This is a genomic window from Devosia sp. Micro-HW1 (assembly GCF_056341075.1).
Window position 1 is genome coordinate 863,867 of record NZ_CP094375.1, and the last position, 22,886, is coordinate 886,752.

The window sequence follows — 22,886 nt, forward strand, 5'->3', positions numbered from 1 at the left end:
ACTACCAGCGGTAGTGCGAGAAGGCACGGTTGGCGTCAGCCATACGGTGCGTATCTTCGCGCTTCTTGACGGCCTGACCGCGGCCGTTCATCGCATCCATGAGTTCGCCCGAGAGGCGCTCACGCATGGTGTTCTCGCCACGCTTGCGGGCGGATTCGATCAGCCAGCGGATGGCCAGAGCCTGCTGACGGTCAGCACGGACTTCAACCGGAACCTGGTAGGTCGCACCACCAACGCGGCGCGAACGGACTTCAACGGCCGGACGGATATTGTCCAGGGCGCCGTGGAAAACGGTGATCGGGTCCTGCTTGGTCTTGGTTTCGACGATGTCGAAAGCACCATAGACGATGGACTCAGCAGCCGACTTCTTGCCGTCCTTCATGAGCGAATTCATGAACTTGGAAACGACCAGATCGCCGAACTTGGGATCAGGAATAACTTCACGCTTCTCGGCGCGGTGACGACGGGACATCGCTCAATATCTCCTTACTTCGGACGCTTCGCGCCATACTTGGACCGGCGCTGCTTGCGGTCCTTCACGCTCTGCGTGTCAAGGACACCGCGGAGCACGTGGTAGCGAACGCCCGGCAGATCGCGCACGCGACCGCCGCGGATGAGCACAACGGAGTGCTCCTGCAGATTGTGACCCTCGCCCGGGATGTACGAAATCACTTCGCGCTGGTTGGTCAGGCGAACCTTGGCAACCTTGCGCAGAGCCGAGTTCGGCTTCTTCGGGGTGGTAGTGTACACACGGGAGCATACGCCGCGCTTCTGCGGGTTGGCTTCCATGGCCGGAACCTTGTTCCGCTTTGGCTTGCTGGCGCGTGGCTTGCGGATCAGCTGATTAATGGTGGGCATTGCGCTCTTTCCATCGTCCAAAATTCGGAGCCATTCGCCTGAACGATCAGCTCCAGTACTAAAATCACGCCCGTATAGGCGCGCAGTGCGGTCAACACAAGCAAACCAAAGCGGCGCCTGCCCGATCCGATGTGGATTCGGCAGCGCCCCAATTGCAGCGGACCACCCGCCTTTCGGCAGCAGTCATGCGCACAAGGATTTACTTCGTCTAGTTACCCGACAGTGTGTTTGATTGTCCTGGATTCCCGCGCTAGGTGGCAGGGACCCGGTGTGACAACCACGACCGACCGCTAAGGTAGGCGCTGTTTAGAGCCGATGACTCGCCCCGTCAAGGATTCTTTCGTGAAAAATCCGAAGGAGAGCCTTGCGTTTCCGGCGACTGCCGGGGGTGGACCACCCGCTTCAGGGCTGGACGGATTGGCCGTCATCCGTTCGGTAACCAAGTTCGCGTTGAGTCCATACGCTTATCCGAGCGTCTCCCCTGCCCTTGCCCGACCACCCCCCGTCGCCTAGATCAGGACTCCAGACGGAGCCCAAATTGACCGAACCGACACAGCGAGCCGCCTTCAAAGTCGAGATCGTCGTCATTGGCGCCGGCCAGGCTGGATTGAGCTCGGCCTATCACCTGAAAAGACTTGGCCTGCAACCGGCAAGGGACTTTATCGTCGTCGACAGGGCGCCCCGACCAGGCGGTGCATGGCAGTATCGATGGCCTTCTCTCACCCTCAGCACGGTCAATCGGGTGCACGATCTGCCCGGCCTCGCCTTTGCCGACTATGCTGGCGGCGACAGTTCGGTCCAGGCGTCAGTTGCCGTCCCGCATTACTACGCCTCCTATGAAGAGCACTTTGATCTTCAGGTCCTGCGGCCAGCCACGGTGAGTGTGGTTTGTAACCGCGCAGACAGGTTGCGTATCGAGAGCGATGCAGGCCTTCTGTCCGCACGGGGCGTGATCAATGCCACCGGCACCTGGGAGAATCCCTATATTCCTGCCTATCCCGGCGCCGACACCTTCCTGGGAAGAACCCTGCATACGCGTGACTACCGCACGGCAGAGGAGTTTGCCGGCCAGCACGTTCTCATCGTCGGCGGCGGCATCTCAGCCATTCAGCTGCTCGATCAGATTTCCGAGGTTACACGCACCAGCTGGGTAACCAGAACGCCGCCCCGCTGGCGCGATGCGACGTTTGACGAGAATGCAGGGCGTGAAGCCGTTGCAATGGTTGAGGAGCGCGTTCGGGCCGGCCTTCCTCCGCGTGCCGTGGTCTCGGTCACCGGGTTGCCGGTCACTCAGGCAGTCGAAAACATGCGGCAGCGCGGTGTCCTCAACCGCCGCCCCATGTTTTCCGAGATTACGCCCCAAGGCGTCAAATGGGATGACGGCAGCGGCCTCGATGTGGACGTGATCCTCTGGTGCACGGGCTTCCGCAGCGCACTTGACCACTTGGCGCCGCTCGATCTTCGCGAGGAAACCGGTGGCATTGTCATGACCGGGCGCCTGGCTACCCAGGTCGCCAGGGACCCGCGAGTCCACCTCGTCGGCTACGGACCTTCTGCCTCAACGATTGGCGCCAATCGCGCCGGTGCCGCGGCCGCGCGGGAACTCTTCCAGTATCTGGGACTGACTACGCCTTAGTTCCGTTCATTTTTTTCCCGCAATCAGCATATCCATCGCCTTGGCGATCCGCTTCCGCCGCGTTTCATCGGTCTTGGCGTCGGTGATGGACAGCACATGCTTGAGCTGGTTGCTGTAGGACAGCGCTTCGAAAAACGCCTTGGCCTGCGGCTCGCTGGCAAGAGAAGACGCAAAATCAGCTGGCACCTCGACTTCCCGCGGCGAGGTATCGAGCGTCAACTCGACTTCGACCACGTCCCCGCCCTTCACGCCAGCTTCCGTCCGGCGCGCTGCACTCAACGGAATCAGGAACTTCCCGGACATTGGCGCAACGGTCGAGCGGTAGGAGAATCCGGAAACCGTCACATTGACCGCCGGCCGTTTGCCACCGCCGAGCTGCTCGACCACCTCGGGCGGCACCTCGATCCCGGTATTGTTGCCATCAAGGAAGATGGTCGTCGTGAACTTCATTTCAGTCTCCTGCTGATCTCACAATAGCGACGAACCACGGCGCCTCCCATCGACAAGACAAAAGAAAAGGGGCCCGAAGGCCCCTTCCCCATTTCGTATCTGGCATGCGCCTTATTCGGCGGCCGGAGCCGACAACTGCACCGTTTCGGCCTGGCGGCGGCGCTCTTCCAGGATGAGATCGTCGCGCTTGGCGGCGATCTGCTTGGCCTGAGAGATGCCGGCACCGGTACCAGCCGGGATGAGGCGGCCGACGATGACGTTTTCCTTGAGGCCTTCGAGAAGGTCGGCCTTGCCGGAAACGGCAGCTTCGGTGAGCACGCGGGTGGTTTCCTGGAACGACGCAGCCGAGATGAACGAGCGGGTCTGCAGCGATGCCTTGGTGATACCGAGCAGCACCGGGTTGGCGGTTGCAGGCTTCTTGCCTTCGGCGACCAGCTGGTCGTTGAGCTCGTCGAAGTCCAGCTTATCGAGCTGCTCGTCCTTGAGCAGGCCCGAGTCACCCGGTTCCACGATCTCGACCTTCTGCAGCATCTGGCGAACGATCACTTCGATGTGCTTGTCGTTAATCAACACGCCCTGCAGGCGGTACACTTCCTGGATCTCGTTGACGAGATAGCGTGCCAGTTCCTCGACGCCCTTGATGGCAAGGATGTCATGCGGAGCCGGATTGCCGTCGAGGATGTACTCACCCTTTTCGATGGCGTCGCCTTCTTGGAGATGGAACGGCTTGCCCTTCGGGATCAGGTACTCGACCGGATCTGCACCTTCCTCGGTCGGCTCGATGATCACGCGACGCTTGTTCTTGTAGTCGCGGCCAAAGCGGATGGTACCATCGATCTCGGCGATGATGGCGTGATCCTTCGGACGACGAGCTTCGAACAGTTCGGCCACACGCGGCAGACCGCCGGTGATGTCCTTGGTCTTGGCGCTTTCGAGCGGGATACGCGCGAGGACGTCACCCGGAGCAACCTTCTCACCCGGCTCGATGGCGATAACCGCGTCCACGGAGAGCAGGTAACGGGCGTCGCCGCCACGTTCCACCTTGGCGACGGCACCGCCGCGGGCAATGGCGAGCGCAGGCTTGAGGCCTTCGCCACGCTGGTTGCCGCGCCAGTCGATCACGACGCGCTTGGTGAAGCCGGTGGCTTCGTCGGTGTTTTCCGCAACGGAAGCACCATCCACGAGGTCTTCGAACAGCACTTCGCCTTCGACTTCGGCCAGGATCGGACGGGTGTACGGATCCCATTCAGCCAGACGCTGGCCACGGCGGACCATGTCGCCTTCCTTGACCAGAAGCTTCGAACCGTAGGTCACCTTGTGAACGACGCGTTCCTTGCCTTCGGCATCAACCACGGCCAGAGCCACGTTACGGGCCATGACGACCTGCTTGCCACCTTCGACGGTCGCGAGGTTCGAGTTACGAACCTCGATCTTGCCTTCGGCGCCGGATTCGAGGAACGAGCTGTCCACCACCTGCGCGGTACCACCGATGTGGAACGTACGCATGGTGAGCTGGGTGCCGGGTTCACCGATCGACTGGGCAGCAATAACGCCAACGGCTTCGCCCATATTGACCGGAGTACCGCGTGCAAGGTCACGACCGTAGCAGGCGGCGCAGCAGCCCTGGCGCATGTCGCAGGTCAGCGGCGAGCGAATACGGACCGCCTGGATGCGGGCCTCTTCGATCACGTCGACATGCTTTTCCTCGAGCAGCGTGCCCTTGGGAGCGATCAGGTCACCCGAGATCGGGTGGAACACGTCGTCCGCAGTGGTACGACCCAGGATACGCTGGCCCAGCGAGGCCACGACCTGGCCGGCATCGACGATCGATTCCATGGTGAGGCCGCGTTCGGTACCGCAATCCTCGGAAACGATGATCGCGTCCTGGGCCACGTCAACGAGACGACGGGTCAGGTAACCGGAGTTCGCAGTCTTCAGAGCGGTATCGGCCAGACCCTTACGGGCACCGTGGGTCGAGTTGAAGTACTCGAGAACGTTCAGGCCTTCCTTGAAGTTCGCGGTGATCGGCGTCTCGATGATCGAGCCGTCGGGCTTGGCCATCAGGCCGCGCATACCGGCGAGCTGCTTCATCTGGGCCGGCGAACCGCGAGCACCCGAGTGGCTCATCATGTAGACCGAGTTGATCGGCTTCTGACGACCGGTCTCCTGGTCGATCTGGACGGTACGGATGGCGTCCATCATCTTCTCGGCGACGGCGTCACCGCACTTGGCCCAGGCGTCGACGACCTTGTTGTACTTTTCGCCCTGAGTGATCAGGCCGTCATTGTACTGCTGCTCGAATTCCTCGACCAGCTTACGGGTCTCTTCCACGATCGTGTACTTGGACGCCGGGATAACCATGTCGTCCTTGCCGAACGAAATACCGGCATCGCAAGCGTTCTTGAAACCAAGCTGCATGACGCGGTCACAGAAAATGACCGTCTCCTTCTGACCGCAACCGCGATACACGGTGTCGATCATCTTGGAGATCATCTTCTTGGTCATCAGCTGGTTCGCGGTGGCGAACGGCACGGCCGGGTTGAGCGGCAGAATCTGACCAATCAGCATGCGGCCCGGGGTCGTTTCCACGATCTCGGTGGTCTGCTTGCCGTTTTCATCCCAGGCCGGAACACGCGCCTTGATCTTGGTGTGGAGCGTGACGACCTTGTTGTCGAGCGCATGTTCGAGTTCCGCATAGGAACCAAATGCCATGCCCTGGCCAGGCTCACCCTCGTTCATCAGGGAGAGGTAATAGAGGCCAAGAACGATGTCCTGCGACGGCACGATGATCGGCTGACCGTTCGCCGGATGCAGGATGTTGTTGGTCGACATCATCAGGACGCGCGCTTCCAGCTGGGCTTCCAGCGAGAGCGGCACGTGCACAGCCATCTGGTCACCGTCGAAGTCGGCGTTGAAGGCCGAGCAGACGAGCGGGTGCAGACGGATGGCCTTGCCTTCGATCAGCATGGGCTCGAAAGCCTGGATGCCGAGGCGGTGGAGCGTCGGAGCGCGGTTGAGCAGCACCGGGTGCTCGCGGATGACCTCGTCCAGGATATCCCAGACTTCCGGCTTTTCCTTCTCCACCAGCTTCTTGGCCTGCTTCACGGTCGAGCTGAAGCCCTTGGCCTCGAGGCGCGAGTAGATGAACGGCTTGAACAGCTCGAGCGCCATCTTCTTGGGAAGGCCGCACTGATGCAGCTTCAGGTTCGGACCCACGGTGATCACCGAACGGCCCGAATAGTCCACGCGCTTGCCGAGCAGGTTCTGACGGAAGCGGCCCTGCTTGCCCTTGAGCATGTCGGAGAGCGACTTCAGCGGACGCTTGTTGGCACCGGTAATGGTGCGACCACGGCGACCGTTGTCGAACAGCGCGTCGACAGCTTCCTGCAGCATGCGCTTTTCGTTGCGGATGATGATGTCAGGTGCGCGCAGCTCGATCAGGCGCTTCAGGCGGTTGTTGCGGTTGATCACGCGACGGTAGAGGTCGTTGAGATCAGACGTCGCGAAGCGACCGCCGTCCAGCGGGACGAGCGGGCGGAGTTCGGGCGGAATGACCGGAATGACGGTCATGATCATCCATTCGGGCTTGTTGCCCGAAACGATGAACTGCTCGACAATCTTCAAGCGCTTGGCGAGCTTCTTGGGCTTAAGTTCCGTGGTGGACTCAGCAATTTCCACGCGCAGGTCCGCCGCGATCTTTTCCAGATCGAGCGAGAGCAGGATTTCGCGGATGGCTTCGGCGCCGATCTTGGCGGTGAAGCTGTCGGCACCATACTCATCCTGGGCGTCCAGATACTGCTCTTCGGTCAGCAGTTCATGCTGGGTGAAGGGCGTGAGGCCGGCATCGAGAACGACGTAGTTCTCGAAGTAGAGGATGCGTTCGATATCCTTGAGGGTCATGTCGAGCAGCAGCGCGATGCGGCTCGGCAGCGACTTCAGGAACCAGATATGAGCAACGGGAGCTGCCAGTTCGATATGGCCCATGCGCTCGCGGCGAACGCGGCTCAGGGTGACTTCCACACCGCACTTTTCGCAGATGACGCCCTTGAACTTCATGCGCTTGTATTTGCCGCAAAGACATTCGTAGTCCTTCACGGGGCCAAAGATACGGGCGCAGAACAGGCCGTCACGCTCAGGCTTGAACGTACGGTAGTTGATGGTCTCAGGCTTCTTGATCTCGCCATAGGACCACGAAAGGATTTTCTCGGGGCTCGCGATCGAGATCTTCATCTGATCGAAAGTCTGCACGGGGACGGCCGGGTTGAACGGGTCCATGACGTGGGAATGATGATTCATCAATTCTCTCCTCTTTCCGTCGGGAGGGGCAGCGCCCGCTCCCTCAGGAAGTGAATGGGGGTAGGAAGTGCCGGATTATTCCGCCGCTTCCTGAGGAGGAGCGAGCTCCGCTTCGGCCTGGCCGCCTTCATCCTGCTCGCGCATGTCGAGTTCGACATTGAGACCGAGCGAACGGATTTCCTTGACCAGAACGTTGAAGCTTTCCGGGATGCCCGCTTCGAAGGTGTCGTCGCCGCGCACGATGGCCTCGTAGACCTTCGTACGACCCGCCACGTCGTCCGACTTGATGGTGAGCATTTCCTGCAGCGTATAGGCAGCGCCATACGCTTCGAGGGCCCACACTTCCATCTCACCGAAGCGCTGACCACCGAACTGCGCCTTGCCACCCAGCGGCTGCTGGGTAACGAGCGAGTACGGCCCGATCGAACGGGCGTGGATCTTGTTGTCCACGAGGTGGTCGAGCTTGAGCATGTAGATGTAGCCCACGGTCACCTGGCGGTCGAACTGCTCGCCGGTACGGCCGTCGAACACCGTCGACTGGCCCGAGGACTTGAGCCCTGCCCGCTCGAGCATCACGACGATATCGGCTTCCTTGGCACCATCGAAGACCGGGGTCGCGATCGGAACACCCTTCGACAGATGCTCGCCGAGACGGATCATGCCGTCGTCGTCGAGATCGGTGATGGTTTCGTCATTGGCGAACAGGGTCTGGATTTCCGTGCGGAGCGGCTTGAGGTCGCCCTTGGCATGGTAGGCCCGAACCATCTCGTCGATCTTCTTGCCCATGCCGGCGCAGGCCCAACCCAGATGGGTTTCAAGGATCTGACCAACATTCATGCGCGACGGCACGCCCAGCGGGTTGAGCACGATGTCGACCGAAGTGCCGTCTTCGAGATACGGCATGTCTTCGACCGGAACGATGCGCGAAACCACGCCCTTGTTGCCGTGACGGCCGGCCATCTTGTCGCCCGGCTGGATCTTGCGCTTGGTAGCGATGAAGACCTTGACCATCTTCATCACGCCCGGCGGAAGTTCGTCACCGCGCTGCAGCTTGTCGACCTTGTCGATGAACCGCTGCTCGAGCAGACGACGGCTCTCTTCATACTGAGCATGGAGAGCTTCCATCTCGGTCATGACCTTGTCGTCTTCGACGGCAAACTGCCACCACTTGGAACGCGGCTGGCCTTCGAAGATCGAGTCATTGAGCTTGGTGCCCACGACATAGCCCTTCGGACCTGCAGTCGCGGCCTTGCCGAACAGCATTTCCTTGAGACGGGCATAGACGTTGCGATCGAGGATCGACTGTTCGTCATCGCGGTCCTTGGCCAGGCGCTCGATTTCCTCGCGCTCGATGGCCATGGCGCGCTCGTCCTTGTCGATGCCATGACGGTTGAAGACACGCACTTCCACGACGGTGCCGGCGTCGCCCGGGGGCACGCGCAGCGAGGTGTCACGGACGTCCGAGGCCTTTTCGCCGAAGATGGCGCGGAGCAGCTTTTCTTCCGGGGTCATCGGCGATTCACCCTTGGGGGTGATCTTGCCGACGAGGATGTCGCCGGGCTGAACTTCAGCACCGATGTGAACGATACCGGCTTCGTCGAGGTTCTTCAGCGCTTCTTCCGAAACGTTCGGAATGTCGCGGGTGATTTCCTCAGGACCAAGCTTGGTATCGCGGGCCATGACTTCATATTCCTCGATGTGGATCGAGGTGAAGACGTCCTGCATGGCGATCTTTTCGCTCAGCAGGATGGAGTCTTCGAAGTTGTAGCCATTCCAGGGCATGAAGGCGACGAGCACGTTGCGGCCGAGGGCGAGATCGCCCAGCTCGGTCGACGGACCGTCGGCGATGATGTCGCCCTGGTTGATGTGGTCGCCAACGACGACCAGCGGACGCTGATTGATACAGGTCGACTGGTTCGAACGCTGGAACTTCATCAGGTTGTAGATGTCGACGCCCGACTTCGACGCATCGGTTTCTTCCGTTGCGCGAATAACGATACGGGTGGCGTCCACCTGATCCACGATACCGGTACGCTTGGCCACGATGGCGGCGCCCGAGTCACGGGCCACGACGGGCTCCATGCCGGTACCCACGAAGGGAGCCTCGGCACGCAGCAGCGGCACGGCCTGCTTCTGCATGTTCGAGCCCATCAGAGCACGGTTGGCGTCGTCGTTTTCGAGGAACGGGATCAGCGAAGCCGCAACCGACACCATCTGCTTGGGGGAAACGTCCATCAGGTCGACGTTTTCCTTCGGCGTCAGGCCGTTGTCGCCAGCATGGCGAGCCACGACCAGATCGTCCTTGAGGGTACCGTCAGCGTTGAACTGCACGTTTGCCTGCGCGACGTAGTGCTTGGCCTCTTCCATTGCGGAGAGGTACACGACTTCGTTGGTCAGCTTGCCGTCCACGATCTTGCGGTACGGGGTTTCGATGAAACCGTACTTGTTGACGCGGGCATAGGTGGCCAGGTTGTTGATCAGACCGATATTCGGGCCTTCCGGCGTCTCGATCGGGCAGATACGACCATAGTGGGTCGGGTGCACGTCGCGCACTTCGAAGCCGGCGCGTTCGCGGGTGAGACCGCCCGGCCCGAGCGCGGAGAGACGACGCTTGTGCGCGACCTCCGAAAGCGGGTTGGTCTGGTCCATGAACTGCGAAAGCTGGCTGGAACCGAAGAATTCACGCACCGCAGCGGCAGCCGGCTTGGCGTTGATCAGGTCCTGCGGCATCACCGTGTCGATTTCGACCGAGCTCATGCGTTCCTTGATGGCGCGTTCCATGCGGAGCAGGCCAAGACGGTAGGAATTTTCCATGAGTTCGCCGACCGAACGGACGCGGCGGTTGCCCAGGTTGTCGATGTCGTCGATTTCGCCGCGACCATCGCGCAGGTCGACCAAGGTGCGGACGACTTCGACGATGTCTTCCTTGCGGAGGGTCCGCATGGTGTCGGGCGCATCGAGTTCGAGACGCATGTTCATCTTGACGCGGCCGACGGCGCTGAGGTCATAGCGCTCGCTGTCGAAGAACAGCGACTGGAACATGGCCTCGGCGGTTTCGACGGTCGGCGGCTCGCCCGGACGCATCACGCGGTAGATGTCGAACAGAGCGTCTTCACGAGACTCGTTCTTGTCCACGGCCAGCGTGTTGCGGATATAGGCGCCGATGGTGATGTGGTCGATGTCGAGGATCGGCAGCTCGTCAAAGCCCTTGCTGACGAGGCTGGTCAGCAGCTTCTCGTCGAGCTCGTCGCCGGCTTCGGCATAGATCTCGCCGGTCTGCAGATTGACCAGGTCCTCAGCGATGTACATGCCGTACAGGTCTTCATCGACCGCCAGCAGGTGCGTCAGGCCGTTCTCGGCGAGCTTCTTGGCCTGGCGGGCCGAGAGCTTCTTGCCGCCCTCATGGACGACGTCGCCAGTCTTGGCATCGATCAGGTCGTGGCTGGGCTTGGCGCCCTTCCACTTCTCGGCATCGTAAGGAACGCGCCAGCCCTTCTCGGTCTTTTCGTATTCAAGCTTGGTGTAATAGGTGTCGAGGATTTCCTCGGCATCCATGCCAAGCGCCTTGAGCAGCGAGGTGACCGGAATCTTGCGGCGACGGTCGATACGCGCATAGACGATGTCCTTGGCGTCGAATTCGATATCGAGCCACGAACCACGGTACGGAATGATACGGCCGGCAAACAGCAGCTTGCCAGACGAGTGGGTCTTGCCCTTGTCGTGATCGAAGAACACGCCGGGCGAACGATGCATCTGCGAGACGATGACGCGCTCGGTGCCGTTGACGACGAAGGTGCCATTGGGCGTCATGAAGGGCATGTCGCCCATATAGACGTCCTGCTCCTTGATGTCCTTGACCGAGCGGGCGCCGGTTTCTTCGTCCACTTCGAACACGATCAGGCGCAGCGTCACCTTGAGCGGGGCAGCGAACGTCATGTCGCGCGCACGGCACTCGTCGATGTCATACTTGGGCTGTTCGAATTCGTAGCGCACGAATTCGAGGCTGGCCGTATTGGAGAAGTCGGTGATCGGGAACACCGAACGGAACACGGACTGCAGCCCTTCTTCCGGACGGCCGCCCTTGGGCTCCGCCACCTGGAGGAACTGATCATAGGAAGCCTTCTGGACTTCGATCAGGTTGGGCAGCTCCGTGACTTCGCGGATGGAGCCGAAGGACTTGCGAACCTTGCGGCGGCCGTTGAACGTGGTAGCCATGAAAGCTCCTGTTTCTGGTTGTCACGCCGGTCCCCGAGGGACTGGCGCTCCATTTTTGCTTGTCTCGGAGGCAGATATCCAAAGACCCGACTATCAGCCGTCGGCGCTCGGGATATATGCCTGGTAGTCAATTCATCGGGCTCCGACAGATGCCGACACGAACCCACTCACAGCCCCATGAGCGGGTTCACAGACGCGTGATCAGCGGCTAAAGCCCCGCACGTGGGACAGCCCACGGCGAGGTCATCAGAGGCTTCAAGCTGCCCGCGACATCCAAAATCGTCATATATTTCCGCAAATTGGGGCCTGGACCCATCCAATCGGTCCTGGCGAATCATTCCGTCAGAAACGGAAAAGCGAGATGGCACATAAAGCGCCATCCCGCAAAAATCAAGACCGAAGTCGAACTTACTTGAGTTCGACCTTGGCGCCGGCGTCTTCCAGCTTCTTCTTGATGTCTTCGGCTTCAGCCTTCGACACGCCTTCCTTGACGGCCTTCGGAGCGCCTTCGACCAGGGCCTTGGCTTCGCCGAGGCCGAGACCGGTGATGGCACGGACTTCCTTGATGACGTTGATCTTGTTGTCGCCGAAGGCGGCCAGGATCACGTCGAATTCGGTCTTTTCTTCAGCAGCAGCGGCCGGAGCAGCGGCGCCACCAGCGGCAGCGACGGCAACCGGAGCGGCGGCGGAAACGCCCCACTTTTCTTCCAGGAGCTTGCTCAGCTCGGAAGCTTCGAGAACGGTCAGGGCCGAGAGGTCGTCTACGAGTTTGGCAAGATCAGCCATTTTACACTCTTTTCAGTTTTAGGTTGGGTTCGAATATTGAGGTAGTTTGGAACGGCCTTACGCCGCTTCGCTCTTTTCCGCGTGAGCCTTGAGGACGCGAGCAATGCCCGCACCCGGCTGCACGAGGATGGAAGCGATGTTCTGTGCCGGCTGCTTGACGAGGCCTGCGAGCTTGGCGCGCAGTTCGTCGAGCGACGGCATGGTCGCCAGCGCCTTGACGCCATTGGCGTCCAGAGCAGTCGAACCCATGGCACCACCGAGAATGACGAACTTCTGGTTCTTCTCGGCGAATGCTGCTGCGATTTTCGGCGCAGCGACGGGATCTTCCGCATAGGCGATGACGGTCGGGCCGGTGAACAGGCCCGAAATGTCAGCGACATCGGTTTCCTTGAGAGCAAGCTTGGCAAGGCGGTTCTTGGCGACCTTGACCTTGCCGCCAGCCTTCTTGACCTGCACGCGCAGATCAGTGAACGCAGCGACGGTCAGGCCGGTATTGTGCGCAACCACGATCGATCCAGCGCCCGCGAGGGCTTCCTGGAGCGAGGCAATGACTGCACTCTTTTCCGCTCTTTCCACACTAGTCTCCACTAGTCTGGTCCCCTTGCGGGAACCATTGGCAATTGCTGCCCCTGCCCTTTTCAGGACCGGGAACAACGGTTAGTGCCTGCCAACCGGGAGCCCCGAGGGGCAACTGGCCTAGGTTCGAACCTCAACCCTGGGCATTCGCCCGAAATTGGGTCTCACCCCGTCTATTGCTGGCTCCGAATGGAATTAACGGCATGACGCCGGCCGGCAGTCTCGGACAGGACTTTACGCAGCTCCCTGAGGAGCGGCGAAACCGGGCGGCGAGCCGTCCGGAATTCTTTGTGACGCGCGAACTAGCCGCGATTGGCCCCCGGGTCAAGCCCGAGGGCGCTGCGGCGTTCGTGTCAGAGCGCTGCCCTGCGTCTTAGATAGCTGTACCCGGCTCGACATGGACGCCCGGGCCCATGGTCGAGGATACGGCGACCTTCTTGACATAGGTGCCCTTGGCGCCGGCAGGCTTGGACTTCACGACGGCGTCGGTGAAGGCCTTGATGTTCTGCAGAAGAGCTTCTTCCGAGAACGAGACCTTGCCGATACCGGCATGGATGATACCAGCCTTTTCAACGCGGTACTCAACGGCGCCGCCCTTGGCAGCGCCAACGGCGCCCTTGACGTCCATGGTCACGGTGCCGACCTTGGGGTTCGGCATCAGGTTGCGCGGGCCCAGGACCTTACCGAGGCGACCAACCAGCGGCATCATGTCCGGGGTGGCAATGCAGCGATCGAAGTCGATCTTGCCGCCCTGGATGATTTCCAGCAGGTCTTCGGCGCCGACGATGTCTGCACCAGCGGCCTTGGCCTCGTCGGCCTTGGCGCCACGGGCGAACACGGCGACGCGAACGGTCTTGCCGGTGCCGTTGGGCAGGTTCACGACGCCACGGACCATCTGGTCGGCGTGACGCGGATCAACACCCAGGTTCATCGCGATTTCGATGGTTTCATCGAACTTGGCGGAAGCGCGAGCCTTGACCATCTTCACGGCTTCTTCGAGGCCGTAGAGCTTGTTGCGGTCGATGCCTTCACGGGCCTTGGCGACCTTCTTTGCGATCTTTGCCATATTCTTAGCCCTCGACCTGAATGCCCATGGAACGGGCGGAGCCGGCGATCATCGACACGGCAGCGTCGATATCGTCAGCGTTGAGATCAACCATCTTCTTGGTGGCGATTTCACGCAGCTGAGCCTGCGTGATGGTGCCAGCCGAATCCTTGCCCGGAAGCTTGGAGCCGGACTTGAGGTTGACCGCCTTCTTGATGAAGTAGGTGACCGGCGGCTGCTTCATCACGAAGGTGAAGCTCTTGTCCGCATAGGCGGTGATCACGACCGGAATCGGAGCACCCTTTTCGATCTCCTGCGTGGCCGCATTGAAGGCCTTGCAGAATTCCATGATGTTCAGACCGCGCTGACCCAGAGCCGGGCCAATCGGGGGCGATGGGGTGGCGGACGCAGCCGGCACCTGAAGCTTTACGTAGCCAACGATTTTCTTTGCCATTTTCTATCCTCTTGCATGCCACGAGTGGCAGTTGAGCCGTGGTACGGTTTCCTGGTGCTGGCAAAGCACCATCCCCTTCCACGGGTTTTCCGGGTTTCCCCAGAGCATCCGGACAAAGCCGGAATTCGTATTGAATCAGACCTTTTCGACCTGACCGTATTCGAGCTCCACCGGAGTGGGACGCCCGAAAATCGACACCTCGACCTTGAGGCGGGAACGCTCTTCGTCCACCTCTTCGACAACGCCGTTGAAGCTGGCGAACGGACCGTCGGAGACGCGCACGTTCTCGCCCACTTCGAAGCTGACGGAGGGCTTGGGGTGATCCACGCCTTCCTGCACCTGCTGCAGGATCGACATGGCCTCACGCTCCGAAATCGGCATGGGCTTGTTGTCCGCGCCGAGGAAACCGGTAACCTTGGGCGTATTCTTGATCAGATGGAACGCCTCGTCGGTCATATCCATCTTCACCAGGACATAGCCCGGGAAGAACTTGCGTTCGGTATCAACCTTGCGACCGCGACGGATCTCCACGACCTTCTCGGTCGGCACGATCACGTCTTCAAACAGGTGCTCGAGCTTCTTCTGCGCAACCTTGAGACGGATATCCTCCGCCACCTTGCGCTCAAAATTCGAATACGCCTGAACGATGTACCAGCGCTTGGCCATAAAGCGACGCCGCTCCCAATATCTACAAACTGACCCGGATTAGCGGATCGACAGCATCAAGGACACGAGCCAGGAAATGACCTGGTCCGCAGTGAGAAAAAACAAGCTGGCCAGGATGACCAGGACGAGAACCATGATGGTGGAAATCACCACTTCGTTCCGACCGGGCCAGGTGACCTTGCTGACTTCCGAGCGAACCTGCTGGAAAAACTGGACTGGGTTCGTACGGGCCATGGGCGTTCAACTCGTATAACTTGGTGCAAAACCAAAGGCCGCGCAGGAATCCCGCACGGCTAGAGACGGGCTATCTAGAGGCTTTGCCGGAGGATTGCAACAGGGCCGCGGCGAGAATCCTGGCAGCATCGACTGTGGCGATTTCGCCAGGCCGTAAACTATAAGTGTAAAACTCTACGAAATCTGCTTGCACGCCAGACGCCCGTATCGTTGGATGAATTATGCCCGGAATGTGGCGGCGCTCTTGGAGGGGGCTATGTCGTTCGAGGTCATTGGCTGTCAATTGCTGCATTTCGGTCCGCATCGGACCATCAAGGGACGCCTGACCGGCACAGTGCGCGTGCGCATCCGCGAAGGCTTCATGGGCAATGTCACCGAATACGGTCTGAACCTCCCGGTGAAAAGTGATTGCGGTCCGGTGCCGCACGATCAGGCCCGCACCGCTCTCCTTTCTCACGCTGCACATCAGCTAAACAAGCTAAAAGCGCGCCACATCAGCAATTTGCCTGCCGCGGCCGAGTAATCGCGCGTCCTATTCTTGCAGGAACCGTCGCGACGTGACCGCTCAGTAGATTCTTTTTGCGTTTTGCTTCGCCCCTGGCAACCTTCGCCGAGGGTGCACGTTCTCCGCTTGCAGGCTTAGCCTCCTGCGACCTCCAACGTCAGTCCCCGGTTCCCATGCACTCCCCAACCCCTGCCGGGGACTGGCTTCAATACCTTGACCGGTCCTAGCTTGTTTGCGCCAGGGGTTGTCGACTTCTGCAACCTTGAGAGTTCGCGCAGCTAAGCCCACCAGCGCTCCCCCCTAAATGTCGCGCCATTCGGGCGAATGCTTGCTGCATATGCCCCCTCGGCCGAGAGAAGCCCAGGACGACCCGCTCCTGCCCAAGGCAGCGCAATCCAACATTGTCGTGGAAGTAATCGGAGCCGCGCTCTACGATCGGTATTTTAGTGCCTGGCAGGGGCTGGGGGACTCGAACCCACGACCCTCGGTTTTGGAGACCGATGCTCTACCAACTGAGCTAAACCCCTTCAGGCGAGGCTGTGTCTAATGGCAAAGCCCGGACGATGCAAGGGGCTGATTTCGCAGATTGTGGGAAGCCCACAACCCGGGCTCACCCACTGAAAACACCCCTATCGGCCGCCCTCCCCGCTACATTTCACACCTTCTGTGCACGCATCTGCTCGATCCGATACACACAGATTCCTGCATTTAACAAAGAACCCCTGGACTTCGACGGCGCAAGCCCTGCCCTCAGACGAAGCCCTTAACGCATTGAATTATCGGGATTACTTTACAAAGCCACCAGTGGTTCCGGGATCCGAACTTTCTCACTTTACATATAATAGTACTTTATATAGCGTCCTCTTACCGCCTGAAGCGAACACGCCGGGCGGCCTTAGGGAGGATACCATCGTGAGCATCATCACCAAGCTTGCCCTCGCGGCAGGCCTCGCTACTGCCTTGTCTTCTGGTGCCTTGGCACAGGACATTTCGGGCAAGGTTATCGGCTTCTCGCAGATCGGTTCGGAATCGGGCTGGCGTGCGGCCGAAACGTCCGTGACCCGCCAGCAGGCAGAGGAACGCGGCGTCGATCTCAAGTTCGCCGACGCGCAGCAGAAGCAGGAAAACCAGATCAAGGCCATCCGTGGCTTTATTGCCCAGGGCGTAGACGCCATTCTGATCGCGCCCGTCGTCGCCACTGGCTGGGACGACGTCCTGACCGAAGCCAAGGAAGCCGAAATCCCCGTGGTCCTGCTGGACCGCGGCATTGACGGCCCCGAAGACCTCTACCTCACCTCTGTGGCCTCTGATCAGGTCCTCGAAGGCCGCGTGGCCGGCGAGTGGCTGGTTGCCGAAGTGGCCGGCGAAGAGTGCAACGTCGTCGAGCTCCAGGGCACTGTGGGCTCCAGCCCGGCCATCAACCGCAAGCAGGGTTTTGAAGAAGGCATTGCCTCGGCCTCCAACATCACCATCACCCAGAGCCAGACCGGCGACTTCACCCGTTCCAAGGGCAAGGAAGTCATGGAGGCCTTCCTCAAGTCCTCCAATGGTGGCGCCGACATCTGTGCGGTCTATGCCCACAATGACGACATGGCCGTGGGCGCGATCCAGGCCATCAAGGATGCTGGCCTCAAGCCGGGCGAAGATATTCTCGTCGTCTCCATCGACGCCGTTCCCGACATCTTCACCGCCATTGCGGCCGGCGAAGCCAATGCCACGGTCGAACTGACCCCCAACATGGCTGGCCCCGCCTTCGACGCCCTCGCCGCCTTCTGGGCCGACGGCACCGAACCGGAGAAGTTCATCATCACCGAATCCAAGCTCTATACCGCAGCTGACGATCCGGCCGGTGAATACGAACGCCGCAAGGGCCTGGGCTACTAGGAAAGTATAGGCGTATCGGGGTGGGGCCGGTTAGTGTGGCCCCACCCCACCCTCATTCCCTCCCCATCCAGGGAGGGAGGCGAAAGACCGCAGCGCTTGTGTTCATCGTCTCCCTCCCCCTTGTGGGGAGGGACCAAGTGTGGGGAGAGCCTGGGGGAGAGGGCAATGAACGACACCGAGTACGCGCTCGAGGCGCGCGGCATCGTCAAGATTTTCGGCAATCACGTGGCGCTGGACGCCGTCGACTTCGGTCTCCGCCCCGGCGAGGTGCATGCCCTGCTGGGAGAAAACGGCGCCGGCAAGTCGACGCTGATCAAGATCCTTACGGGCGCCTACCAGCCCGATGGCGGCACCGTTCTTGCGGGTGGGGTGCCGGTTCATCTCGACAATCCCCAGCAGGCCCAGACCCATGGCATCGGCACGGTCTATCAGGAGGTCAACCTCCTGCCCAACCGCTCCGTTGCCGAAAACCTCTTTCTCGGACACCAGCCGACCCGCTTCGGTCTCGTCAGGCGTCGCAAGATGGAAGCGGATTCCCGTGTCATCCTCAAACGCTACGGGCTCGACATCGACCCATCGAGCGAACTCGGCGCCCATTCGGTGGCCGTTCAGCAGATTGTCGCCATCGCCCGCGCTGTCGAGCTGTCGGGCAAGGTGCTCATTCTCGACGAACCGACGGCCAGCCTCGACCGGAACGAGGTCGAGCGCCTCTTCGAAATCATCCGCGATCTGAAGGGCCACGGCCTCGCCATCGTCTTCATCACCCATTTCCTTGACCAGGTATTTGCCATTGCCGACCGCGTGACCATCTTGCGCAACGGCAAGCTGGTCGAAACCCGAGCGCTCGACGCCATGACCCGCACCGATGTGGTACGCCTGATGCTGGGCAAGGATGTAGCCTTTTCCGGCGCCACCGGCGTCCAGGACGCGCGCCCGATGGGCGAGGTTCTGCTCGACTTCGCCAATTTCGGCCGCAAGCGCAGCGTCCATCCCTTCAACCTCACGATTCACAAGGGCGAGGTGGTCGGCGTCGCCGGGCTTCTGGGCTCGGGTCGTACGGAAATGGCCCGTATCATGTTCGGCGCCGATGCCGCTGACGAGGGTACCCTCGACATAGAAGGCAAGCGGACCAGCATTTCCCGCCCGACGGACGCCATTGGCCACGGCTTCGGCTTCTGCCCGGAAGACCGCAAGGCCGAGGGCATCTTCGGCGACCTTTCGGTCCGCGAAAACATCATCATCGCGCTCCAGGGCAAGCTCGGCTGGTTCAGTGCCCTCAACCGCGACGAGCAGATGGAAATCGCGGGGCGCTTCGGTGAATCCATGGATATCCGGGCCGCTTCGCTCGACATGCCCATCAAGCTGCTCTCAGGCGGCAACCAGCAAAAGGTCATTCTGTCGCGCTGGCTGGCCACGGACCCCGCCTTTCTCATCCTTGATGAGCCGACACGCGGCATCGACGTTGGCGCCCACGCCGAGATCGTCCGCACCATCAACCGGCTGCGCGACGAGGGCCTCGCGCTTGTCGTCATCTCCTCGGAACTTGATGAAGTCGTCGCCTATTCAACCCGCATCGTGGTGATGCGCGACCGTGAAATGGTCGCCGAACTCAGCGGTGAAAACATCAATCCCGGCGTCATCGTGCAGGCGATCGCCAATCATCGCGAGGGGCCGTCGGCATGATGCGGCGCATACTTTCGCAGCTTGCCAACCCGCAACTGCTTGCCCTGGTCGGCGTGCTGTTGATCAACTGGCTGCTGTTTCCCAATTTCTTCCGCATCACATGGCAGGATGGGCGGCTGTTTGGCAGCCTCATCGACGTGCTCAACCGTGGGGCACCGGTGGCGATCCTTGCTATCGGTATGGTTGGCGTCATTGCCACCAAAGGCGTCGACCTTTCGGTCGGCGCTGTGATGGCCATGGCGGGTGCGGTGGCTGCGACAATGGTGGTGGCCGGTTATCCAGCACCGATTGCCGTCGCCGCCGCGCTCGCGGTCGGTCTCGCCTGCGGCCTCTGGAATGGATTTCTGGTTGCCGTCCTCGACATCCAGCCCATCGTCGCGACGCTGGTGCTGATGGTTGCGGGTCGCGGCATCGCCCAGCTCACCACTGAGGGTTTTATCGTCACCTTCACCGATCCACTGCTGATCTTCATTGGCACGGGTTCTTTCCTTGGCCTGCCCATGGCAGCAGTGATTGCCCTGCTCCTGATGATCGCCGTCACCCTTCTGGTCCGCCGCACCGCCATCGGCCTTTTCATCGAGGCAGTCGGCGTCAACCGGGCGGCCGCGAGCCTTGCGGGCATTCGCAGCCGCATGTTGCTGTTCCTCGTCTATGGCCTGTCCGGTCTCTGCGCAGCCGTAGCCGGCCTCATCGTGGCCGGTGACATCCGCGGCGCCGACGCCAACAATGCGGGTCTCTGGCTCGAGCTCGACGCTATCCTGGCAGTCGTCATCGGCGGCACGTCCCTATTGGGCGGTCGCTTCTCCGTGCCCCTGGCCGTGGTGGGCGCGCTCATCATCCAGGCCATGAATACCGGCATTCTGGTTTCAGGCTTCCCGCCCGAGTTCAATCTCATCGTCAAGGCCGCGCTGATCTTCCTGGTGCTCATCATCCAGTCGCCGCTGGCAAGCCGCATCGTCCCGGTGCGCACCACCGTCCGGGAGGCCCGTTCATGAGCCGCAGCCTGCGTCCCCTCCTGGCCACGGCCGTCATCTTCGCCATCGCCTATGCGCTGGCCGTCATGCAGTTCCCGTCCATGTTCTCGACACGGGTGCTGGGAAACTTCCTCACCGACAATGCCTTCCTCGGCATCGCTGCCGTGGGCATGACCTTCGTCATTCTCTCCGGCGGTATCGATCTCTCGGTCGGCGCCGTGATCGGCTTCACCGGCGTGCTGGTCGCCGTGCTGATTTCCTGGGCCGGCTGGCACCCACTGGCGGCGTTCACGCTGGCCATCGCGGTCGCGGCCGCATTCGGCGGCGTCATGGGGCTGGCCATCCACTACCTGCAGGTGCCCGCCTTCATTGTCACGCTTGCCGGCATGTTCCTGGCGCGCGGCGGCGCATCGGTCATCACGCAGGATTCCGTGCCGATCAACCACGAATTCTACGACTGGATTTCCGAGCTGGTGATCCGCCTGCCCGGCGGCGGGCGCCTGAGCTTCATCGGCCTCCTCATGGTCGCCGTCTTCATCGTCGGCGCGCTGATCGCCCACCGCACCAAGTTCGGGTCCTATGTCTACGCCTTGGGCGGCAACCCTGTATCGGCCTCGCTCATGGGCGTCCCCGTCGCCCAGACGACAATCGCCGTCTACATGCTGTCCTCGGTCCTCGCAGCATTGGCGGGAATCGTCTTCTCGCTCTATACATCGGCGGGGTATCCGCTTGCCGCGGTCGGAGTCGAACTCGACGCCATCAGCGCTGTGGTCATCGGCGGCACCCTGCTCACGGGCGGTTATGGCTTCGTGCTTGGCACCTTTATCGGTGTCATGCTGCTTGGGCTGGTGCAGACCTACATTATCTTTGACGGGACCTTGTCGAGTTGGTGGACGAAGATCGTCATTGGCGCACTCCTGTTCCTCTTCATAGTCCTGCAGCGGCTGATTTTTGCAGCCTCGGCACAGGGAGAGAAAGCGTCCTAAATGTACGGTTGGCGTAGGGTGCGGGCGTCCAGACGCCCCACCTCCGGCGCGAGGATTGCGCCACCATGATAGAAACAGGCGGCCTCATCCGCTCTCTTTCCGGGCGGCGCGCTGCACGCAACTTCCACAACTTCGTCATCAACGAAATCGGTCACGCCATTGTTACCGGTGAGTTTCCCATCGGTTCGGTCCTGGCAAGCGATGCGTTGATGATGGAACGCTACGGCGTCTCTCGCACCGTGCTGCGAGAGGCGCTGAAAACGCTTGAGGCCAAGGGACTCGTGGAAGCCCGCCCCAAAGTGGGCACGCGCGTCTCCCCGCGCAGTCGCTGGAATCTGTTCGATCCGCAGGTGCTGGCCTGGCATTTTTACGCCGCCCCCGATGCCGAGCTCTATCAGAGCCTCTTTCGCATTCGGGCAGCTCTGGAAGCTCCGATGATTGCACTCGCGACCCGCAATCGTACGGCCGAACACATACGCCTGCTCAAATACTGGTGCCACCAGATGGAAACAGCGGGCGACAGCATCGAGCAATATGGGTTGGCCTGCCTGGAAGTCCACGGCGTCATCGCCGAGAGCAGCCGGGACCCCCTGCTCCGCTCCATTCTTGGTGTCGTCGAGCTGACGTTGGCTCTCGCCCTCACGCACGAACGCGCCATGGCCGCCACCGCCTACCGGGCGAAGTCGTGCGCCCTGTTCATCGACCTGACCGCCGCGATCGAAGCCGGCAAGCCCGAGCCTGCCGGCGAGATCTACGAACAGATCCGCCTTCTTGATCAGAGCCAGGTGATCTAGCAGAGTGATCTAGCCGCGCAGGGCGCCGCCGAATTCGCGCGGAATGACCAGCGGCGTGCCTGCAATCGGGTCCTCGATGATCAGACAGGGCAGTCCGAACACGGCCTCCACCAGTTCAGCAGTCACGACGTCCCTTGGTGCGCCCTCGGCGACGATGGCGCCGTCGCGCATGGCGATGATGTGGCTGGCATAGCGGCAGGCATGATTGAGGTCATGCAGCACCGCAACCACCGTCTGACCATCACGGCGATTGAGCTCGGCCATCAGTTCGAGCAGTTCGATCTGGTGGGTAATGTCGAGGAAGGTCGTCGGCTCGTCGAGCAGCAGCAGCGGCGTCTGCTGCGCCAGCACCATAGCCACCCAGACGCGCTGGCGCTGGCCACCAGAGAGCTCATCGACGAGACGATGTGACAGGTCGGTCACCCGCGTCGCCGCCATGGCTGAAATCACCGCCGCTTCATCCTCTTGCGACCATTGTCGGAAGAGCTTCTGGTGCGGGTAGCGTCCCCGCGCGATGAGGTCCGCCACGGTAATGCCGTCGGGCGCAATGGACGACTGCGGCAGCAGGCCGAGCCGACGGGCGACTTCCTTGGCGGGCAGCGACGAAATCGCTTCGCCATCAAGTACCACCCTGCCCTGGCTGGGCTTCAGCAGCCGCGACAGCGCCCGCAGCAGCGTGGACTTGCCGCAGGCATTGGCGCCGACAATGACCGTGAAGGACTTATCCGGAATTGCCACCGACAAGCCGGTCGATATGACCCGGTTGTCGTACCCAATCGTCGCATTTTCTGCGTAGAGGCGCGCGTCGGCGGGACTCAGGTTGGGTACGTGCTTATTCATGACT

At 61.2% G+C, this 22,886-nt stretch carries 19 protein-coding genes and 1 tRNA gene; 7 read left to right on the forward strand and 13 right to left on the reverse strand.

The window, feature by feature from the left end:
* Position 1: 1 nt before the first annotated feature.
* Complete coding sequence (rpsG, locus tag MQW79_RS04050) at positions 2 to 472, reverse strand: 30S ribosomal protein S7 (protein ID WP_086469620.1); 471 nt, start codon at positions 470 to 472, stop codon at positions 2 to 4.
* Positions 473 to 486: 14 nt separating this feature from the next.
* Positions 487 to 858: a 30S ribosomal protein S12 gene (rpsL, locus tag MQW79_RS04055; protein WP_035080811.1), complete on the reverse strand. Its 372-nt coding sequence runs from the start codon at positions 856 to 858 to the stop codon at positions 487 to 489.
* A gap of 538 nt (positions 859 to 1,396) precedes the next feature.
* Between rpsL and MQW79_RS04060 the strand changes: the two genes are divergently transcribed.
* A complete protein-coding gene (locus tag MQW79_RS04060) occupies positions 1,397 to 2,494 on the forward strand; it encodes an NAD(P)-binding domain-containing protein (RefSeq protein WP_476586970.1) in 1,098 nt (365 codons plus the stop codon).
* Positions 2,495 to 2,500: 6 nt separating this feature from the next.
* On the opposite strand, the gene MQW79_RS04065 is transcribed toward MQW79_RS04060, so the two are convergent.
* The 9 genes from MQW79_RS04065 to secE all read right to left on the reverse strand — a co-directional run bounded on the left by MQW79_RS04065 (position 2,501) and on the right by secE (position 15,216).
* Positions 2,501 to 2,944: a YdeI/OmpD-associated family protein gene (locus tag MQW79_RS04065; RefSeq protein ID WP_476586971.1), complete on the reverse strand. Its 444-nt coding sequence runs from the start codon at positions 2,942 to 2,944 to the stop codon at positions 2,501 to 2,503.
* A 111-nt stretch (positions 2,945 to 3,055) separates the two neighbouring features.
* Positions 3,056 to 7,240, reverse strand: coding sequence for a DNA-directed RNA polymerase subunit beta' (rpoC, locus tag MQW79_RS04070; RefSeq protein ID WP_476586972.1), 4,185 nt, complete (start codon positions 7,238 to 7,240; stop codon positions 3,056 to 3,058).
* A 75-nt stretch (positions 7,241 to 7,315) separates the two neighbouring features.
* Entirely contained in the window at positions 7,316 to 11,455 is a 4,140-nt protein-coding gene (rpoB, locus tag MQW79_RS04075; protein ID WP_476586974.1) for a DNA-directed RNA polymerase subunit beta, read from the reverse strand.
* 408 nt (positions 11,456 to 11,863) lie between these two features.
* Positions 11,864 to 12,241, reverse strand: a complete 378-nt coding sequence (rplL, locus tag MQW79_RS04080; RefSeq protein ID WP_476586975.1) for a 50S ribosomal protein L7/L12 — start codon at positions 12,239 to 12,241, stop codon at positions 11,864 to 11,866.
* Positions 12,242 to 12,298: 57 nt separating this feature from the next.
* The gene (gene rplJ / locus MQW79_RS04085) at positions 12,299 to 12,817 is read right to left on the reverse strand and encodes a 50S ribosomal protein L10 (protein WP_198875305.1); all 519 of its coding nucleotides are present in this window, start codon (positions 12,815 to 12,817) and stop codon (positions 12,299 to 12,301) included.
* A gap of 373 nt (positions 12,818 to 13,190) precedes the next feature.
* Positions 13,191 to 13,883, reverse strand: a complete 693-nt coding sequence (gene rplA / locus MQW79_RS04090; RefSeq protein WP_476586977.1) for a 50S ribosomal protein L1 — start codon at positions 13,881 to 13,883, stop codon at positions 13,191 to 13,193.
* Positions 13,884 to 13,887: 4 nt separating this feature from the next.
* Complete coding sequence (gene rplK, locus MQW79_RS04095) at positions 13,888 to 14,316, reverse strand: 50S ribosomal protein L11 (RefSeq protein ID WP_476586978.1); 429 nt, start codon at positions 14,314 to 14,316, stop codon at positions 13,888 to 13,890.
* 135 nt (positions 14,317 to 14,451) lie between these two features.
* Entirely contained in the window at positions 14,452 to 14,982 is a 531-nt protein-coding gene (gene nusG, locus MQW79_RS04100; RefSeq protein WP_198875302.1) for a transcription termination/antitermination protein NusG, read from the reverse strand.
* A 39-nt stretch (positions 14,983 to 15,021) separates the two neighbouring features.
* Positions 15,022 to 15,216, reverse strand: coding sequence for a preprotein translocase subunit SecE (gene secE, locus MQW79_RS04105; RefSeq protein WP_476586980.1), 195 nt, complete (start codon positions 15,214 to 15,216; stop codon positions 15,022 to 15,024).
* A 256-nt stretch (positions 15,217 to 15,472) separates the two neighbouring features.
* Here secE and MQW79_RS04110 point away from each other — a divergent pair, with 256 nt between their 5' ends.
* The gene (locus tag MQW79_RS04110) at positions 15,473 to 15,739 is read left to right on the forward strand and encodes a hypothetical protein (RefSeq protein WP_476586981.1); all 267 of its coding nucleotides are present in this window, start codon (positions 15,473 to 15,475) and stop codon (positions 15,737 to 15,739) included.
* A 433-nt stretch (positions 15,740 to 16,172) separates the two neighbouring features.
* On the opposite strand, the gene MQW79_RS04115 is transcribed toward MQW79_RS04110, so the two are convergent.
* Positions 16,173 to 16,248, reverse strand: a tRNA-Trp gene (locus MQW79_RS04115).
* A gap of 385 nt (positions 16,249 to 16,633) precedes the next feature.
* Here MQW79_RS04115 and ytfQ point away from each other — a divergent pair.
* From ytfQ to MQW79_RS04140, 5 genes are all read left to right on the forward strand, one after another.
* Positions 16,634 to 17,605, forward strand: coding sequence for a galactofuranose ABC transporter, galactofuranose-binding protein YtfQ (gene ytfQ / locus MQW79_RS04120; RefSeq protein ID WP_476586982.1), 972 nt, complete (start codon positions 16,634 to 16,636; stop codon positions 17,603 to 17,605).
* A gap of 165 nt (positions 17,606 to 17,770) precedes the next feature.
* Positions 17,771 to 19,288, forward strand: coding sequence for a sugar ABC transporter ATP-binding protein (locus tag MQW79_RS04125; RefSeq protein ID WP_476586984.1), 1,518 nt, complete (start codon positions 17,771 to 17,773; stop codon positions 19,286 to 19,288).
* A complete protein-coding gene (locus MQW79_RS04130; protein ID WP_476586985.1) occupies positions 19,285 to 20,283 on the forward strand; it encodes an ABC transporter permease in 999 nt (332 codons plus the stop codon). The genes MQW79_RS04125 and MQW79_RS04130 overlap by 4 nt, the downstream gene beginning before the upstream one ends.
* The gene (yjfF, locus tag MQW79_RS04135; RefSeq protein ID WP_476586986.1) at positions 20,280 to 21,248 is read left to right on the forward strand and encodes a galactofuranose ABC transporter, permease protein YjfF; all 969 of its coding nucleotides are present in this window, start codon (positions 20,280 to 20,282) and stop codon (positions 21,246 to 21,248) included. Before MQW79_RS04130 ends, yjfF begins: the two co-directional genes overlap by 4 nt.
* Before the next feature lie 65 nt (positions 21,249 to 21,313).
* A complete protein-coding gene (locus MQW79_RS04140) occupies positions 21,314 to 22,042 on the forward strand; it encodes a FadR/GntR family transcriptional regulator (RefSeq protein WP_476586988.1) in 729 nt (242 codons plus the stop codon).
* Between the two features lie 9 nt (positions 22,043 to 22,051).
* Here the strand turns inward: MQW79_RS04140 and MQW79_RS04145 are convergent, their stop codons facing one another.
* Entirely contained in the window at positions 22,052 to 22,882 is an 831-nt protein-coding gene (locus tag MQW79_RS04145; RefSeq protein WP_476586989.1) for an ABC transporter ATP-binding protein, read from the reverse strand.
* Positions 22,883 to 22,886: the final 4 nt, after the last annotated feature.

What these genes read in the sequence shown, in the direction of transcription:
- rpsG (WP_086469620.1), bottom strand. Translation starts at nt 472, where the DNA reads ATGTCCCGTCGTCACCGCGCCGAGAAGCGTGAAGTTATTCCTGATCCC.
- rpsL (WP_035080811.1), bottom strand. Translation starts at nt 858, where the DNA reads ATGCCCACCATTAATCAGCTGATCCGCAAGCCACGCGCCAGCAAGCCA.
- MQW79_RS04065 (WP_476586971.1), bottom strand. Translation starts at nt 2,944, where the DNA reads ATGAAGTTCACGACGACCATCTTCCTTGATGGCAACAATACCGGGATC.
- rpoC (WP_476586972.1), bottom strand. Translation starts at nt 7,240, where the DNA reads ATGAATCATCATTCCCACGTCATGGACCCGTTCAACCCGGCCGTCCCC.
- rpoB (WP_476586974.1), bottom strand. Translation starts at nt 11,455, where the DNA reads ATGGCTACCACGTTCAACGGCCGCCGCAAGGTTCGCAAGTCCTTCGGC.
- rplL (WP_476586975.1), bottom strand. Translation starts at nt 12,241, where the DNA reads ATGGCTGATCTTGCCAAACTCGTAGACGACCTCTCGGCCCTGACCGTT.
- rplA (WP_476586977.1), bottom strand. Translation starts at nt 13,883, where the DNA reads ATGGCAAAGATCGCAAAGAAGGTCGCCAAGGCCCGTGAAGGCATCGAC.
- rplK (WP_476586978.1), bottom strand. Translation starts at nt 14,316, where the DNA reads ATGGCAAAGAAAATCGTTGGCTACGTAAAGCTTCAGGTGCCGGCTGCG.
- nusG (WP_198875302.1), bottom strand. Translation starts at nt 14,982, where the DNA reads ATGGCCAAGCGCTGGTACATCGTTCAGGCGTATTCGAATTTTGAGCGC.
- secE (WP_476586980.1), bottom strand. Translation starts at nt 15,216, where the DNA reads ATGGCCCGTACGAACCCAGTCCAGTTTTTCCAGCAGGTTCGCTCGGAA.
- MQW79_RS04110 (WP_476586981.1), top strand. Translation starts at nt 15,473, where the DNA reads ATGTCGTTCGAGGTCATTGGCTGTCAATTGCTGCATTTCGGTCCGCAT.
- MQW79_RS04125 (WP_476586984.1), top strand. Translation starts at nt 17,771, where the DNA reads ATGAACGACACCGAGTACGCGCTCGAGGCGCGCGGCATCGTCAAGATT.
- MQW79_RS04130 (WP_476586985.1), top strand. Translation starts at nt 19,285, where the DNA reads ATGATGCGGCGCATACTTTCGCAGCTTGCCAACCCGCAACTGCTTGCC.
- yjfF (WP_476586986.1), top strand. Translation starts at nt 20,280, where the DNA reads ATGAGCCGCAGCCTGCGTCCCCTCCTGGCCACGGCCGTCATCTTCGCC.
- MQW79_RS04140 (WP_476586988.1), top strand. Translation starts at nt 21,314, where the DNA reads ATGATAGAAACAGGCGGCCTCATCCGCTCTCTTTCCGGGCGGCGCGCT.
- MQW79_RS04145 (WP_476586989.1), bottom strand. Translation starts at nt 22,882, where the DNA reads ATGAATAAGCACGTACCCAACCTGAGTCCCGCCGACGCGCGCCTCTAC.